The 15799-nt window shown below is 69.5% G+C and carries 17 protein-coding genes; 7 read left to right on the top strand and 10 right to left on the bottom strand.

Annotation, left to right across the window (positions count from 1 at the left end):
• Positions 1-47: 47 nt before the first annotated feature.
• The 3 genes from VHB92_RS12605 to VHB92_RS12595 form a co-directional block, all read right to left on the bottom strand.
• Positions 48-1007 carry an alpha-ketoacid dehydrogenase subunit beta gene (locus VHB92_RS12605; protein ID WP_325454138.1) on the bottom strand — a complete coding sequence of 320 codons (960 nt, stop codon included), beginning with the start codon at positions 1005-1007 and terminating at the stop codon, positions 48-50.
• A 71-nt stretch (positions 1008-1078) separates the two neighbouring features.
• The gene (locus VHB92_RS12600) at positions 1079-2275 is read right to left on the bottom strand and encodes a thiamine pyrophosphate-dependent dehydrogenase E1 component subunit alpha (protein WP_325454110.1); all 1197 of its coding nucleotides are present in this window, start codon (positions 2273-2275) and stop codon (positions 1079-1081) included.
• Positions 2276-2280: 5 nt separating this feature from the next.
• A complete protein-coding gene (locus VHB92_RS12595) occupies positions 2281-3387 on the bottom strand; it encodes a histidinol-phosphate transaminase (protein ID WP_325454109.1) in 1107 nt (368 codons plus the stop codon).
• Positions 3388-3654: 267 nt separating this feature from the next.
• Here VHB92_RS12595 and VHB92_RS12590 point away from each other — a divergent pair, with 267 nt between their 5' ends.
• Positions 3655-4047 (top strand): phage holin family protein, encoded by a 393-nt coding sequence (locus tag VHB92_RS12590; protein ID WP_325454108.1) that lies wholly within the window; start codon positions 3655-3657, stop codon positions 4045-4047.
• A 20-nt stretch (positions 4048-4067) separates the two neighbouring features.
• Here VHB92_RS12590 and VHB92_RS12585 read toward each other — a convergent pair whose 3' ends face one another.
• The gene (locus tag VHB92_RS12585) at positions 4068-5543 is read right to left on the bottom strand and encodes a hypothetical protein (protein WP_325454107.1); all 1476 of its coding nucleotides are present in this window, start codon (positions 5541-5543) and stop codon (positions 4068-4070) included.
• The gene (locus VHB92_RS12580) at positions 5540-5869 is read right to left on the bottom strand and encodes a hypothetical protein (protein ID WP_325454106.1); all 330 of its coding nucleotides are present in this window, start codon (positions 5867-5869) and stop codon (positions 5540-5542) included. Before VHB92_RS12580 ends, VHB92_RS12585 begins: the two co-directional genes overlap by 4 nt.
• Positions 5870-6083: 214 nt before the next feature.
• Here VHB92_RS12580 and VHB92_RS12575 point away from each other — a divergent pair, with 214 nt between their 5' ends.
• Both VHB92_RS12575 and purB read left to right on the top strand, forming a co-directional pair.
• Entirely contained in the window at positions 6084-6830 is a 747-nt protein-coding gene (locus tag VHB92_RS12575; protein ID WP_325454105.1) for a low molecular weight protein-tyrosine-phosphatase, read from the top strand.
• Positions 6827-8212: an adenylosuccinate lyase gene (gene purB, locus VHB92_RS12570; RefSeq protein WP_325454104.1), complete on the top strand. Its 1386-nt coding sequence runs from the start codon at positions 6827-6829 to the stop codon at positions 8210-8212. The genes VHB92_RS12575 and purB overlap by 4 nt, the downstream gene beginning before the upstream one ends.
• Before the next feature lie 86 nt (positions 8213-8298).
• On the opposite strand, the gene VHB92_RS12565 is transcribed toward purB, so the two are convergent.
• The 4 genes from VHB92_RS12565 to VHB92_RS12550 form a co-directional block, all read right to left on the bottom strand.
• Positions 8299-8634: a hypothetical protein gene (locus tag VHB92_RS12565; RefSeq protein WP_325454103.1), complete on the bottom strand. Its 336-nt coding sequence runs from the start codon at positions 8632-8634 to the stop codon at positions 8299-8301.
• Positions 8631-9245, bottom strand: coding sequence for an HdeD family acid-resistance protein (locus VHB92_RS12560; RefSeq protein WP_325454102.1), 615 nt, complete (start codon positions 9243-9245; stop codon positions 8631-8633). Before VHB92_RS12560 ends, VHB92_RS12565 begins: the two co-directional genes overlap by 4 nt.
• A 149-nt stretch (positions 9246-9394) precedes the next feature.
• The gene (locus tag VHB92_RS12555; RefSeq protein ID WP_325454101.1) at positions 9395-10243 is read right to left on the bottom strand and encodes a methyltransferase; all 849 of its coding nucleotides are present in this window, start codon (positions 10241-10243) and stop codon (positions 9395-9397) included.
• Positions 10244-10268: 25 nt separating this feature from the next.
• Complete coding sequence (locus VHB92_RS12550; protein ID WP_325454100.1) at positions 10269-11129, bottom strand: helix-turn-helix transcriptional regulator; 861 nt, start codon at positions 11127-11129, stop codon at positions 10269-10271.
• 115 nt (positions 11130-11244) lie between these two features.
• Between VHB92_RS12550 and VHB92_RS12545 the strand changes: the two genes are divergently transcribed.
• From VHB92_RS12545 to VHB92_RS12535, 3 genes are all read left to right on the top strand, one after another.
• Positions 11245-12510: an MFS transporter gene (locus VHB92_RS12545; RefSeq protein WP_325454099.1), complete on the top strand. Its 1266-nt coding sequence runs from the start codon at positions 11245-11247 to the stop codon at positions 12508-12510.
• A gap of 133 nt (positions 12511-12643) precedes the next feature.
• On the top strand, positions 12644-13063 hold the full coding sequence (locus tag VHB92_RS12540; RefSeq protein WP_325454098.1) for a YciI family protein: 420 nt from the start codon (positions 12644-12646) through the stop codon (positions 13061-13063).
• Between the two features lie 145 nt (positions 13064-13208).
• Positions 13209-14423, top strand: a complete 1215-nt coding sequence (locus VHB92_RS12535) for an RNA polymerase sigma factor (RefSeq protein ID WP_325454137.1) — start codon at positions 13209-13211, stop codon at positions 14421-14423.
• 7 nt (positions 14424-14430) lie between these two features.
• Here VHB92_RS12535 and VHB92_RS12530 read toward each other — a convergent pair whose 3' ends face one another.
• Positions 14431-15090: a GrpB family protein gene (locus VHB92_RS12530; protein WP_325454097.1), complete on the bottom strand. Its 660-nt coding sequence runs from the start codon at positions 15088-15090 to the stop codon at positions 14431-14433.
• A 160-nt stretch (positions 15091-15250) separates the two neighbouring features.
• On the opposite strand from VHB92_RS12530, the gene VHB92_RS12525 reads away from it, so the two are divergent.
• A complete protein-coding gene (locus tag VHB92_RS12525) occupies positions 15251-15781 on the top strand; it encodes a hypothetical protein (RefSeq protein ID WP_325454096.1) in 531 nt (176 codons plus the stop codon).
• Positions 15782-15799 lie beyond the last annotated feature (18 nt).

The raw sequence follows: 15799 nt of genomic DNA, 5'->3' as shown, positions 1-15799 counted from the left end.
CGCCGCACGGCGAACACGGATGCGATGGCCTCGCGGACGGGATGGCCTCAGTACGCGAGCGCACGATCCACGGCCTCGAGCACGCGGTCGGCGTCGGGCAGGTAGGCGTCTTCGAGCTTGGCGGGCGGGAACGGGGTGTCGAAGCCGGAGACCCTCAGCACGGGGGCTTCGAGCGAGTAGAACGCCTTCTCGGCGACCGTAGCGGCGATCTCGCTGCCGAGGCTGGCGAATCCCGGTGCCTCCTGCGCCACGACGAGCCTGCCGGTCTTGCGCACCGACCCGAGCAGCGGGCCGTAGTCGATCGGGGAGAGCGATCGCAGGTCGACCACCTCGACGCTCGTGCCCTCGTCGGAGGCGATCTCGGCGGCGCGCAGCAGCACGCTGACCATGGCTCCGTGTCCGACCACCGTCACCTCCGAGCCCGTGCGCACCACCCGGCTGGCGTGGAGCGGCACGGCGCTGGCGGAGAAGTCGACCTCCCCCTTCGGCCAGTACCTGCTCTTCGGCTCGAGGAAGACGACCGGGTCGTCGGAGGCGATGGCCTCCTGGATCATCCAGTACGCGTCGTTCGGCGTCGACGGGCTGACGACACGGAGACCGGGCGTGTGGGCGAAGTAGGCCTCGGGGCTCTCCTGGTGGTGCTCGACAGCGCCGATGTGGCCGCCGTAGGGGATGCGGATGACGACCGGCATGCTGATCGCACCCTCGTGCCTGGCGGTGAGCTTGGCGAGCTGCGTCGTGATCTGGTTGAACGCAGGAAAGACGAAGCCGTCGAACTGGATCTCGCACACCGGCCGGTAGCCCCGCATCGCGAGGCCGATGGCGGTGCCCACGATGCCCGACTCGGCCAGTGGCGTGTCGATCACGCGATGCGACCCGAACTCGGCCTGCAGGCCCTCGGTGACGCGGAAGACCCCGCCGAGCGGACCGATGTCCTCGCCCATCAGCATGGCCTTGGGCTCGTCGGCGAGCGCTTGCCTCAGCCCCGCGTTCAGCGCCTTGGCCATCGGCAGGCTCTCCACGCCGGTGCGGAACCGCGAGCCCGCCTGCGCCTGCCGCACCTCGGTCGTCGTGTCGTTCATGCGCCGGCCCCCTGGGCGGCACTCGTCGGGACGGACATCGGGACATCTGCTTCGAACGACTTCTCGTACCGCTCCAGCCACGCCTGCTGCTCGACCATTCCGGCGTGCGGTTCCGAATACACGTTCTCGAACACGATCTCGGCGGTCGGGGCCACGAGCTCGAGCGTGCGTCTCCGCACATCGGCGGCGTAGTCGGCCGCCTCCTCGTCGATCGCGTCGAACCACTCGTCACCCACACCGCGGCCGGCGAGGAAGGCCCGCATGCGCACGATGGGGTCGCGCCCGCGCCAGTGGTCGTCTTCGTCCGGCGATCGGTACCTGCTCGGGTCGTCGCTCGTCGTGTGCGCGCCCATGCGGTACGTGACGGCCTCGATGAGGCTCGGTCCGCGACCGCTCCGCGCGTCGTCCAGCTGCTTGGCGGTGACCAGGTAGCTGGCGAGCACGTCGTTGCCGTCCACCTGCACGCCGGGGACGCCGAACCCGCCGGATCGCAGGTAGAGCGGCGCGCGGGACTGCGTCTTCACCGGCACCGAGATGGCCCACTGGTTGTTCTGCAGAAAGAACACCTGGGGCGTCTGGTAGCTGCCGGCGAAGACGAAAGCCTCGCTGACGTCACCCTCTGAGCTCGCGCCGTCGCCGAAGTACACCATGACGGCTTGATCGGATGCTGCGTCGCCCGTCGCGAACGCCCCCTCGAACTTGACTCCCATCGCGTATCCGGTGGCATGCAGTGCCTGGGTGCCGAGCACCAGCGTGTAGATGCGCATGTTGCCGTTCTTCGGATCCGTAGGATCCCAGCCGCTGTTCGTGACGCCGCGCATGACCCGTATGATGTCGAGCGGATCCACCCCGCGAATCGTTGCGACGACGTGCTCCCGGTAGGACGGGAAGATCGTGTCCTGCGGTTTGGCGGCATGCGCCGAGCCCACCTGTGCCGCCTCCTGGCCGCTGCTCGGCGGCCACAGCGCGAGTTGCCCCTGTCGCTGGAGGTTCGTGGCTTCGGTGTCGAAGCGGCGCACGACGACCATGTCGCGATAGAAGCGCTGGAAGTCGTCGTCGGAGAGCGCCTCGAGGTGCGGCAGGAACTCGGCAGCGGCATCCGTCGGCTCGAACCGGCCGTCTTCGGTCAGCACCTGCACCGTCGCTGTCGAGAGCCCGGCCGGCGACGCGAATCGGTCGTTCGTGGCAGACATCCTGACTAACCTAACTGCTCGTTTTGCGCACTCTTCCGTAGGTGATCGACAAGCTCCTGGGCGATCTTTAGCACCCGGTCCATAGATTCCTCTTCGCCGACGCCCACCCGGATGCCGTCGGGCGCGAACCCGCGAACGGCCAGTCCCTCGTCGAAGAACCTGTCGACGCAGAACGGCGTGTGCTCGCCCGTCGGCAGCCACACGAAGTTGCCCTGCGCATCCGGCACGCTCCAGCCCTGATCGAGGAGGGCGTCGCGCAAACGACCACGGCGCTCCGCGATGGCCGCCACCCGGTTAAGCAGCTCGTCCTCGCGTTCCAGCGAGGCGAGCGCCGCGGCCTGCGCGGTGTCGGTGACGCTCATCGGGATGGCCGTCGACCTGGCCGCGTTGAGCAGCCGTTCCGGCCCGACCGCATATCCGATGCGCAATCCGGCGAGGCCGTAGGCCTTGGAGAACGTGCGCAGCATCACGAGGTTCGGGTATCGGCCGACGAGCGCCCTCCCGTCGACGTGCGCCGGGTCGGTGACGAACTCGACGTACGCCTCATCGAGCAGCACGAGACGGTCGGCCGGCACGGACGCCATGAACCGTTCGAACTCGTCGGCGGTCACGATCGGCCCAGTGGGATTGTTGGGCGTGCAGACGATGATGACGCGCGTGTGCTCAGTGATGGCTGCCGCCATGGCGTCGAGGTCGTGCCGGGCATCGTGCAGGAGGGGAACGGTGACGCTGGATGCCCCCGACACCGTCACGAGACCCGGATACGCCTCGAACGAACGCCACGCGTACAGCACCTCGTCGCCGGGGCCGGCCGCCGCGTTGATGAACTGGGACAGCAGCGCGACGGAACCCGCTCCGAGATGCACCTCCGCGGTGCCGACGCCGAACCGCTCTGCCAGCCGGTCGCGGAGCGCGAGCGCTGCGCCGTCGGGGTAGCGGTTGAGCGTGCTCGCCGCGGCCGTGGCCGCCAGCACCCCTGGCAGCGGATCGAACGGGTTCTCGTTGCTGGAGAGCTTGAAGCCGTCGGCCGGGGGGACGCGCCCCTGCGCATACGCTGCAAGCCGCGCGATCTCGGGGCGCAACAGCACCCGCTCGACGTTCTGGGCATCCACAGGGCTAACTTACCCGCGCTCGTATTCCGCACCCTGAGTGCATTCCGCACCCCGCTGTGCGCGTTTCGAACCCGTGTGCGCTCCGCAGCCCACGACGCTCGGCCGCGCCCCCGAGCACTACGCACCCCGGGGGGGGCACCCCCCTCGTGAGCACTCCGCATCGGCGTAAGCGCTCCAACCCGTCGGTGCTTCCCGCGGCTCCATACACGTCTCTGCCTTCCTGCTCCCGCTCTTCCCTGGCGGGCCGCGCCCTGGAACACTGTGCAGATGAGGTTTCTGCTGAAGCTCGTCCTCAACGCGTTCGCCCTGTGGGTCACCACCCTGATCGTGAGCGGCGTGACCGTGAAGTCCTACGACAGCGCAGGCGGGACGTTCCCGCTGATCCTCACGTACCTGCTGCTGGCACTGATCTTCGGCATCGTGAACGGCATCGTGGGCACCATCATCCGCATCGTCGCCTTTCCGCTCTATCTGCTGACGCTCGGACTGATCTCCCTCATCGTGAACGGGCTGCTGCTCCTGATCGTGTCGTGGATCAGCGACGCAATGGGCTTCGGCCTGCACGTGGACGGCTTCTGGGACGGCGTGTGGGCCGCCCTGATCCTGGCCATCATCAGCTGGCTGCTCGGACTGATCTTCCGGCCGGTCATGCGGCGCTGACCGTTCATGCACGGGAGCAGTCATCCTGCACTCACCGGTGCGCAGAAGTCGGCCGACGGCGGTGCAGGATCCACCCGGATGCCGCGGTAGAGCGCGGACTGCCCTGCAGCGCCCTCGGGAAGTGCGGCGAGCGCGGCCGACAGGCGCGGGTCGCTCGTGGCATCCATCTTCTCGGCGGTGATGGCGTACTGCTTCATGAGATGGGCGTCGATCGGCGACGAACCCTGCGGAATGTCGCCGGTGAACGTCTGACGGGTGACGAGGATGCGGTCGCCGCCGTTCCTGTCCGCAGCCAGAGGGATGCCGCCCAGGGCAGGCACCAGGTCATCGGTGTGCTCGACGGCGACATCGACGGTGGCGGAGGGGACGTCCACGCCGGCCGTCGGGGAGCCGAACGTCACGAGGGCCGGTGTCTGATACCGACCGGAAACGGTGAGGTCGGTGGCGACGATGCCACCCTGCGAGTATCCGATCGGGATGACAGTGTCGCCCGGCTGCACGCCTGCCTGGCGCATCGCCTCCTCCGTCGCCCTCAGAGAGGCGGGATCCAGTTGGGCCACGCCCACAAGGTCGCTCGTCAGGTCGAACGGCTCGTCCCCGGCGACAGGGGAGGTGTCGACCGTGCCGCCGACGTACACCAGGTACGTCGGCTTGCCGCTCTCTCCGGCGTAACGCTCGACGCGCACCTGGGGTGAGTGCTCCCGCGTAGGCGGAACGCGCGAGGCGAGGTCCGCGAAGCCCGTTGGCGGTGCGACCGAGCCCGTCGTCGTCCGCTCCACGCGCACCGGAGCCTCCTCGAACAGGCCAACCGCTCGTCCGGCTCCCACGACGACCGACGTGGCACCTCTCAGCCCGAACGCCCGCGTGCCGCGGTCGTCGGTCAGTCCCGTGAGCCACAGCGGTGCCCCTGCAGCGCCGAGCATGGTGTCGTCCGCGGCGGAGACACCGAATCTGATGAGCGACACGACCCGCGGATCGCGCAATGCGCTCGCCTTGGACCCGACCGCCCTGCCGAGATTCTTCACGAAGGCTTGCGGGGAGCCTGCGGCGATCGTTCCCACCTGAAGGGCGGTCGCGAGCGTGGCCAGGATCTGGGGCAACGCGAGTGCGCCGAGGAAAGCGGCGATGGGCGCGAGCCGTCCGAACGACCACCCCACGAAGGTGCTCAGCTCGGCCGATCTCGCATCCGAGGTGCGCTCGGCTTCGCTGTAGTTCGCCGCCGCCACCGCGAGATCCGCGGCCAGCTTGCCGGCGTCGGAGGCTGCGGTCCGGATGCCTGTGGCCGCGTGACGAGCGAGTCGCGCCGCATCCTGAGCACCGACGGCCACGGCACCCGGTGCGAGGGCCAGCGCCGGGCCGAGCGCGAGCACCGGCTCGAGCGCAGCGGGGAGGTCGTCCAGGTCGCGGCTGAGGAAGGCGAGCGTGGCGTGCGCCGAAAGGAGAGACTCCGATGCCACTTCGGTGCTGCCTCCGGAGATGGTGATGTCGCCGCTCACGTGCGCCGGCTCCCCTCGAGCGCCGATCCTCGAGGGCGTTCGGATGCCCCTGGCGCTGGGAGAAGCGAGCTCCGGACGAGCGAGCCTGGAACGAGCGAGCCTGGAACGAGCGAGCCATCCGTCATGGACAGCCGGGACAGCCCATCGGCCGCATGATCGAGTGCCAGCATTGCCTGGCCGATCGTCGCGGTGAGGTCATCGAGCCTGTTCCTGAAGCGGCGCTGCGCCTCCGACCGCCAGTCGAGGTCGGCGGCATCCGGCAGCTGGGCCGCGACGGACGCGAGCTCGGAACGCACATAGTCGACGGCCGCCTGCGCGGCTCGCACTGCCGACTCGTCCAGACGATCACCTCCTCGGTCGCCCCCAGGTTGCCTCGGCGCCAGTCGTCGCCGAGGACGTGGGGGCGGAACCGGGGGCAGGCGGCCGTCGAGACCGGTTGGGGAGGGCGGGACCGAGGGCCAGGACGGTTCGAGGGCCGGGGCGGATCGAGGGCGAGACCGAGGGCGGGATCGGTCGCCGAACGTACAGCAGAATGGAGGCATGAGCTTTGCGCCGGATTCCCCGGGCGCGCACCCCCAGGCATCCGTCACGTCCGATGCCCCGCTGCCCGAACCGCTGGACGGCGATGCGACCGTGCGGTTCCGCATCTGCTTCGTGTGCAGCGGAAACATCTGCCGGTCGCCCATGGCCGAGGTGGTGCTGCGCCGGCTGGCTGAGGAAGCGGGCCTGGCGGATCGGCTCGCCATCTCATCCGCCGGCACGGGGGACTGGCACGTCGGCGAGCAGGCGGACCCGCGGGCACTGGATGTGCTGCGCGCGCACGGTTACGACGGCGCGACTCACCGTGCCAGGCAGTTCGACCCCGGCTGGTTCGACGACTTGGACCTGGTGGTCGCGCTCGACCGGAGCCACGAGCGGATCCTCAAGAACTGGGCGACGAACGAGGTCGACCGCAGCAAGGTTCAACTCCTGCGCAGCTTCGAGATGCCGCGCTCGGACTCCATGGACGTGCCGGATCCCTACTACTCCGACCACGCCCTGTTCGCCGCGGTTCTGGGCATGATCGAGCGCGCCGACCGTGCGCTTCTCGACCAGCTGGCGCCCGCGCTGCGCCTCCCTGCCCCCGCGACCGCGCGCGGAAGCGCAGCTGCACACGACCGGGAACCGACGCAGGACCGGGAACCGACGCAGGACCGGAAACCGGCACGGCCGCCCCTGCACGTGCAGGAGCAGCTCCCCGGATTCCCGTCGACAGCAGACCAAGAACAAGGACAAGGAAAGCCATGACGTCCCTTCCTCCCCAGCCGCTCAGCCCGCTCGACGGCCGGTATCGCGCCGCCGTCTCCGAGCTCGGCGACCACCTCTCCGAGGCCGGCCTGAACCGTGCGCGGGTGCAGGTGGAGGTGGAGTGGCTGCTCTACCTCACCTCGCACGGCATGTTCGGGATCACGCCTCTGGACGAGGAGCAGGCATCCGCGCTGCGTGCGCTCGTGAGCGACTTCCGCCAGGACGAGATCGATCGACTGGCGACGCTCGAGGCGACGACCAGGCACGACGTGAAGGCCGTCGAGTACCTCGTGCGCGAGAAGCTGCACGATTTGGGTCTGGACTCCGTGGCCGAGCTCACGCACTTCGGGTGCACGAGCGAGGACATCAACAACCTCTCGTACGCCCTCACCGTCAGGTCCGCCGTGACCGAGGTCTGGCTTCCCAAGCTGCGTGCCGTCATCGATGCGCTCCGCTCGCGCTCGTTCGAGATGCGGGATGCCGCCATTCTCGCGCACACGCACGGCCAGCCCGCGACCCCGACCACGATGGGCAAGGAGTTCGCCGTGTTCGTGTACCGTCTGGAGCGCATCGCCGCACAGGTGGCGGCCAGCGAGTACCTGGGCAAGTTCAGCGGCGCGACCGGAACGTTCTCGGCCCATGTCGCCGCCGACCCGGCGACGGATTGGCCGGCGGTGTCGCGGGAGTTCGTGCAGTCGCTGGGTCTCACCTGGAACCCGCTCACCACGCAGATCGAGTCACACGACTGGCAGGCCGAGCTCTACGGCCGCATCGCACACGCCAACCGGGTGCTGCACAACCTCGCCACGGATGTCTGGACCTACATCTCGCTCGGCTACTTCAGGCAGATCCCGCAGGCGGGCGCGACCGGATCGTCCACCATGCCGCACAAGATCAACCCGATCCGGTTCGAGAACGCCGAGGCGAACCTCGAGCTGTCCAGCGCACTGCTGGACTCCCTCGCCGCCACGCTCGTCACCAGCCGCCTGCAGCGCGATCTCACGGACTCCACGACGCAACGCAACATCGGCGTCGCACTCGGCCACTCGCTGCTCGCACTCGACAACATCCAGCGCGGCCTCACCGAGATCGCCTTGGACGAGGATGCCCTCGCGCGCGACCTCGACGCGAACTGGGAGGTGCTGGGCGAAGCCATCCAGACCGTCATCCGAGCCGAGGTGACGGCAGGGCGCTCGTCGATCAGCGACCCGTACGCGCTGCTGAAGGAGCTCACGCGCGGCAAGCGCGTCGACCGCGAAGGGCTGGCGGAGTTCATCGGCACGCTCGACATCGGCGACGACGCCAAGGCGCGGCTCCTCGCGCTCACGCCCGGGTCGTACACGGGGTTGGCCTCGCAGCTCGTCGAGTACGTGGATCGGTAGGTCGGGCGGGGAAACCGGCTAGGCGGGTTTCGACGGGCTCAACCCTCGGTGGCCGGGCTTCGACAGGCTCAACCCACCGCGGGGCGCTAGTCGTGGGGGTTGCGCGGGACGTCGGGGCGGGATGGGCCGGCATCCGGTGACGACGGCGGCAGCTGCGGATGCTCGCCGTCCTGCTCGGCGAGATCCTGGCGCTCGGCGTCATCCGGTTTGAACCCGAGCGCGAACATCGCGAGCACCACGAGCGTCACGATGAACGCCACACCGAAGAAGATCAGGGCGAGAAGCGGCTCGCGAGTCGCCATCAGCACGATCAGACCGGCGAACAGCGCGAGCACGGCCGCGAATCCCAGGAACTCGGCAGGCTTCATCCTGTCGCGCAGGCTCGGCCTGCTGCTCGGCTGAGGCTTGTTCTGATCGGTCACGCGCGTCTCTCCGAAGCGTTCTCGCCCGTGTCATCGGCACCGGCGTTCTCGGCAGGCTGGGCATGCGCCAGCCCGAACTTGAGGGTGAAGGCGCCGATACCCACGTACACGCCGACGATGACGGCGTAGGCGCCGAACAGACCGACGGCCAGAAGGGAATCGGGAGGGATGACGAGGAACACGATGGCCAGGATCACGGTGAGGCCACCGATCACGGTCCAGTCCCGTGCCACGTCGACCCTGCGACGGCTGCGCAGTCCGCAGTAGAGCTCGGCGAATCCGGTCAGCAGCGCCCACACGCTGACTCCGTACAGCAGCACGCCGAGGCCCGCACCGTTCAGCGTTAGCGCGGCGACGCCGACGACGACTCCGAGTGCACCCTGAGCGACGAACAACCAGCGATTCAGCGCATCCTTCAGAAGCAGTCCGCCGAGGCCGACCACGACGCCCTCGACGAGCGCATAGCTGCCGAAGACGAGTAGTCCCACCCTGGCGGAGTGCTCGGGATCGAACGTAACGAAACCGCCGGCGAGCAGCGCCACGATGGCGCGCACGAGCGCGGCGACCCAGTAGCGCTCGGGACTGAGGCGCGCAGACGCGGCTGTGCTCACGTGACTTCTTTCGTGCAGGTGGAGGGCATCCGGATGCCGGTGCGCGGTTTCGCGATCGAACGTGCCCGCTGGCATGCCTGAGCGGATGCTTCGGCCTGCTCGATTCTACCCGCTGTAAAGCGCAGTCAAGCTGGGAGCCCTGCCCCTCGCTACCTGAGCACGCCGACCGCGACGGTCCCGTCGACGTCGTCGTCTCGCGTGATGGACACCGAGAATCCGGCGGACTCCAGGATGCCTGCCGTCGCGGATGCCTGCCGCCTGCTGGTCTCGATGAGCAGGTGCCCGTGCGGCGCGAGCCACTCGCGCGCCCCCTGCGCCACCCGGCGCTGCAGCTCGAGGCCGTCCTCGCCGCCGTCGAGCGTGGCGAGCGCTTCGTGCTCGCGCGCCTCGGGCGGCATCAGCCGGATCTCGTCGGTCGGCACGTACGGCGCGTTCGCGACGATGAGGTCGACGGTGCCGCGCAGCGCCGAAGGGAGCGGTGCGTACAGATCGCCGGTGTAGACGTGCGGAGCAGTGGATGGGTCATCGATGGGTGCGCCTTCGTCGCCGTTGTCTGCTGCCCGGCGGTGGGTGACAACGGCGTCGAGGGTGCGCCGCGCACAGTCTGTCGCAACGGGATCGATGTCGCAGGCGTGGATGGTGGCATCCGGGCGCCGCGCCAGCACCGCAGCGCCGATCGCCCCAGCGCCGCAGCACAGGTCGAGCACGACGGGCGCGTGCGGCGCCACCCGGATCGCCTCGCGCACGAGCAAGCCGGTACGGGTGCGCGGCACGAAGACCCCGGGCGCGACGGCGACCCGAAGCCCGCAGAACTCGGCCCAGCCGACCACATACTCCAGCGGCTCGCCAGACACCCGCCGTGCGACGAAGCTCTGCAGCTGATCGTCGTCCGCCGCCTCGGCGACGATGAGTCGCGCCTCGTCCTCGGCGAAGACGCAGCCTGCTGCGCGCAGCCGGCTCACGATGGCGTCGACGTCGGCGGAATCGGATGCGGTCATGGGGCGAGAGTATGCCCGTCGTCCATTAGCGGGTGGCCGGCGACTTACCGGCGGTGGCGGTGAGGGCGGCGAGGCGCGCCGCGGCATCGGTCGACGGCACGGGCGTGTAGATGACCACGTGCAGGTCGGGGTGGTCGGAGGGCACGAACTGGTGGTGTTCGAGCGTGAGGAGACCAGCGGTGGGATGCCGGAACATCCGCTCGCGCGACGCGAACCCCTCGATGTCGTGCGCGGCCCAGGCCGACCGGAACTCGGGGCTCGCCGCCTCGAGCCGGGCTACGAGATCGAGGTAGGCGGGATCGCCCAGGCGAGGACCGGCATCCGCCCGGAACTCGGCGACGAAGCGCCGGCTCGTGGCGTCCCAGTCGGGCAGCAGCTGGCGCACGTACGGGTCGGTGAAGACGAGCCACAGCAGATTGCGGTCCTCGGCCCGCGCTGTCGCGACGCCCGGATAGAGCGCGGCATAGGCGGCATTCCAGCCCGCCAGCCCCCAGTCCGCCGTGATCGTGTAGGCGGGCGAGCCAGCGAGGGCGTCCATGAATCGCTGCAGCTGCGCCGGCGCGATCGCCGTGGGCGCGGGTGCTGCCGCTGCGGCGGGCGAGTACCCGGCGAGGGAGAGCAGATACGCATGCTCCGTGACCGTGAGGCGCAGGGCCCGGGCCAGGGCGTCGAGCACCTGGCGCGAGGGATGGATGTCGCGCCCCTGCTCGAGCCAGGTGTACCAGGTGACGCTGACGCCGCTGAGATACGAGACCTCTTCACGGCGAAGTCCCGTCGTGCGTGCTCGTCCGACCGACGGCAGGCCGGCGTCGAAGCGGGAGAGGTTCTCCCGCCGCGCACGCAGGAAGGCGCCGAGTTCCGACCTTCCCTGCTGCGTGGCTCCCATGCGACAAACGCTAGTACGACGAGTACTAGCATCACGCCCCTTCGCTGCCGCCATCCGGCGGAGCCGGCGGGGAATCACCCCTAATCTCGAAGGGTCCCTGAGATCGAGGAGTCCCTTGTCGGCATCCGATGTTCCACGCTCCACCGACCGGATGCTGCGCAGCGGCATGCTGCTGATCGGGCTGTTGCTGATCGCCGCGAACCTGCGCGCGGCGATCACCTCGGTCGGGCCGGTGCTGGGCGACATCCGCACCGACCTGGGGATCAGCGCGGTAACGGCATCAGTGCTGATCTCGATCCCGCTCATCGCGTTCGGGCTGTTCTCGCCCGTGGCGCCGATGATCGCCGCGCGGCTCGGCATCGAACGCACGCTCGGCGCTGCGCTCATCGTGCTCGCTGTGGGCATCATCGCCCGTTCGTGGCCCGGCCAGGTGACGCTCTGGGCCGGCACAGTCCTGCTCGGGCTGGCGATCGCGCTGATCAACGTGCTCCTGCCAGCTCTCGTGAAACGCGACTATCCCTCCAGGGTAGGGTCGGTCACCGGCACCTACTCGGCCGTGCAGTCCGGGGTGGCGGCGATCGCGGCCGGCGTCGCCGTTCCGATCGCGGATGTCTCGCAGAACGGATGGCGCCTGTCGCTCGGCATCTGGGCGGCGCTCGCGCTCATCGCCTTCGCGGTCTTCCTGCCGCAGCTGCGCCGCTCGTCGAGACCGGTGCCGGTTCGACCACGATCCGAGGGCGGGCGCGCCGCGAAGCGGTACCGGTCGCCGTGGAGCGTGGCGCTCGCCTGGCAGGTGACGCTGTTCATGGGGCTGCAGTCGACCATCTACTACACGGTCGTCACGTGGTGGCCGGCGGTCGAACAGGCGGGTGGCGTCTCGGCGGCCGTCGCGGGATGGCACCAGTTCACGTACCAGATCTTCGGCCTCGCCGGCACGATCCTGTGCGCGGCCACGATCAGCAGGCTGCGCGACCAGGTCCCCATCGCCATCGGCGTGAGCGTTCTGATGTTCGCCGGCATCCTCGGCCAGCTGCTGGATCCGACCTTCGGCCTGCTCTGGATCTCGCTCATCGGCCTCGGATCGGGTGGATCCATCGTGCTGGCGCTCGCGCTCCTCGGGCTCCGCACGCACCACCACGGACAGTCCGCCGCGCTGTCCGGTATGGCGCAGTCGATCGGATACCTGCTGGCGGCGACCGGCCCCATCGCAATCAGCGTTCTGCACGATGCGACGAACGCCTGGGCCGTGCCTTTGGTCGTGATGCTCGGGGTCGTGGTCGCACAGGTGGTGTTCGGCATCCTCGGCTCCCGCGACCGGCTGCTCGGCCTCCGCCCGGATGCCGTCGCGCCGGCACGGGAAACGCCGGCAGGGGAAGGGTGAGCCACCCCGGAAGGTCGCGGCTGCGTCGGCGGAGACGAAAAAGGTTCTGCACCGTGTCGATCTCCGGGTGTCCCGTTCGACCTCGGTGATGAGAGGGTCGTGATGGGCGATCCCCGATGACGAGGAGAACACGATGGGCAAGTACATGCTGATCATGCGCAGCACCGACGAGGCGGCGGCGGAGTTCATGAACACGGACTTCACGGAGCTCCTGAACGAGATTGGCCGCTTCAACGACGAACTGGTCAGGGCGGGCGTGCTTCTGGCCGCAGAGGGTCTGGACACCCCGGACAACACGGTCGTGGTGGACTTCACGGGCGAAGCTCCCGTGGTCACCGACGGTCCGTACGGCGAGACCAAGGAGCTGTTCAACGGCTACTACATCCTCGATGTGGCGTCGGCCCAGGAAGCCGCCGAGTGGGCCAAGCGCATGCCGTACACGAAGGGCTCGAAGATCGAGATCCGCCGCGTGACGACGATCGACGAGTTCCCGCAGGACAACGAGTGGATCCAGAAGGAGCGCGCCTGGCGTGAGGCGACAGGACAGCTCTGATCCTGGCGAGCACGCCGCGCCGGCCGGATCTCACGGGCACGTTGCACGCGACGATCCCCGTGAACCGGCCGACGGCGGCGGCCGCCGACCAGGCACCCGGCGAGCCTCCTCGGAGGCGCGACGCACGGTCGAGGCCGTGTGGCGCATGGACGCGGCGCGCATCGTCGGTGCGCTCGCTCGCTACACCGGCGACCTGCCTCTGGCCGAAGACGTCGCGCAGGAGGCGCTCGCGGCGGCGCTGGTGAGCTGGCAGACGGAGGGCGTGCCGCGGGATCCGATCGGCTGGCTGCTCCCGGTCGGGCGCCGACGGGCGATCGATGCGTTCCGTCGGCGCTCGGCCGCCGACGAGCGTTACGCGCTGCTCGCCCGGGACCTCGATGAGACGATGGGCGGCACCGACATCCTGTTCGATCCGGATGCCATCGACGACGACGTGCTCGCCCTCATCTTCACCGCGTGCCATCCCGTGCTCTCGCGGGAGGCGGCGATCGCGCTGACCCTACGCGTGGTCGGCGGTCTCACGACAGACGAGATCGCGAAGTCGTTCTTCGTGCCGGTGCCGACCATCCAAGCACGCATCACCCGCGCGAAGAAGACGCTGGCGGCCGCGCACGTGCCGTTCGAGGTTCCTCCGGATGCCACGTCGCGCGCGGAACGGCTGGGATCCGTGCTTTCGGTTCTCTACCTGATCTTCACCGAGGGCTCGTCCGCCACCGGTGGAAGCGCCTGGATGCGCACCGACCTGGCGAGCGAGGCGCTGCGCCTGGCTCGGGTGCTCGTGCGGCTCATGCCGGTCGGAGAGGCGTACGGCCTCATCGCACTGATGGAGTTCACAGCAGCGCGATTCCCGGCGCGGCTGGATGCCGACGGGCACCCGGTGCTGCTGGAGCAGCAGGACCGCAGCCGCTGGGACCGCGCGGCGATCGTCCGTGGGCGCGCTGCCCTGGCCATGGCCGTCGCGGAGGGCCGAGGGCTGGGCGCATACGGCTTGCAGGCATCCATCGCCGAGTGCCATGCGGTCGCCCCCAGCGTCGAGGCGACCGACTGGGACCGGATCGTCGTGCTCTACGAGGCGCTCGGGCGCCTGACACCGTCGCCGGCCGTCGAGCTGGCGTGGGCCGTCGCGGTGGCGATGGCCTCCGGTCCGGCCGCCGGGCTCGCGATCGTGCACGACATCGCAGCGAAGGATGCGCTGCCCGGCTCGCATCTGGTGCCCGCCGTTCGTGCCGAGATGTCTGCCCGCATGGGCAGGCGGGCAGAGGCGCGCGCCGATTACCTGCTGGCAGCAGAGCTGTGCGCCAACGCGGCGGAGCGCGAGGTGCTTCTCGAGAAGGCGCACGCGATCGATCCCGCGGAGTGAAGCGGCGCTAGCCCTGCGGGAACCCGCCCGCCGGCCACGCCGGATGCTGCCGCGGCGGGGTCGTGAAGATGCGCGAGTAGATGTCGTCGATCACGGCGTTCTTGTCCAGGTTGTACGAGTCCGGATCTTCGGCGGTGGCGACCGCCAGGTGCCGTTTCGCGGCCGCATACAGGTCGCGATCATCGGGATGCGAGCGCAGCCAGTCACGGAACAGCAGGTGGCGAAGCGGCTCGGGAGACCCGGCCTGGAAGACGTGCAGATTGACGCCGCCGTCGCGGCGCACGAGCATCCGATGTCCGTTCCACCACGGTTCGCGAAGCACGTGCCGATACCGTTCGGTGAGAGCGGGAACGTAGGCGTCCTCGTCGGCCGAGTCGAGCACTTGAACGTCGATGTCGATGATCGGCTTGGCGGGCAGTCCCGGCACGGATGTCGACCCGACGTGCTCGATCCGCACGATGACGTCGCCGAGCGCGGCGACGATCTCCACACGCTCCCGCTCGTACTCCTGCGGCCACGCAGCGTCCGGTTCGACGATGACGATCGGGTCGATGACCGGCGGCATGCCCTCCACCCAGCGGGCCTCGCCCTGGTCTTCGTCGCCCAGCTGGCGTCTGGTGAGCTCGAGCGGATACATCTCGTACCTCTCGTCGGACTGTGCGCGCACGTGTGCCTCCCGTTCGGATCGAGCAAAGTCGACCAGCGTACGTCCGCACGGGCCGCGCTCGCAAGCATCCGGGCCGCGCTCGCAAACATTCGGTCTGCTCGGCCGAGCCCTCCCTCGGCCCTCCGCCCCGCCTTCGCACACGCGCTGCGAGGATGATGCGGTGACCTACGACGCGACGGAGACCGCCACCGAGTACCGCGCCAGCCGGGTGCTCGTGCACGCGAACGCCCGCTTCGAGGCTTTCGTGGCCGCGTTCGAGCAGACCGTTCCCGAGCTGACGAACGAGGATGCCAGGGCCCGGCTCGCCGACGACGGCGACTGGTCCGGCTTCACCAGGGGACTGCAGTGGGAGGCGCCGTCGGGGTTCGTGCGGGTGTGGTCGTGGGCGCCGACCGAGCTGATGCGGCACGCGGGCAGTCCAACGCCGAGCGCCGTGTGGCTCATCGTGCAGCACGCCATCGGGGCGCGGCTGTTCCGGCACGATCCGGCGGCGATGCTCTACTCCCCGCTACGTCTCGAGGCGCACGCGGCAGCGGATGCCGGCACCGTCGTGAGCTTCGACGTTCCGAGTTCGCAGCTGCGCGGGTTCGGCATCAACAAGGTGACCCAGGCCGGGGCCGAGCTCGACCGCGCACTCGGCGATCTGCTGGAGGATCTCGGCCTGCCCCGGCCCTCGGAGCTCAGGCGCTGATCCGCCCGGCGCCGGGCT

This window comes from Humibacter sp. (assembly GCF_035547335.1).
Taxonomy (GTDB): Bacteria; Actinomycetota; Actinomycetes; order Actinomycetales; family Microbacteriaceae; genus Humibacter.
Note: the sequence above shows the minus strand (reverse complement) of the source record. Positions and strands in the feature narration are given on the sequence as shown.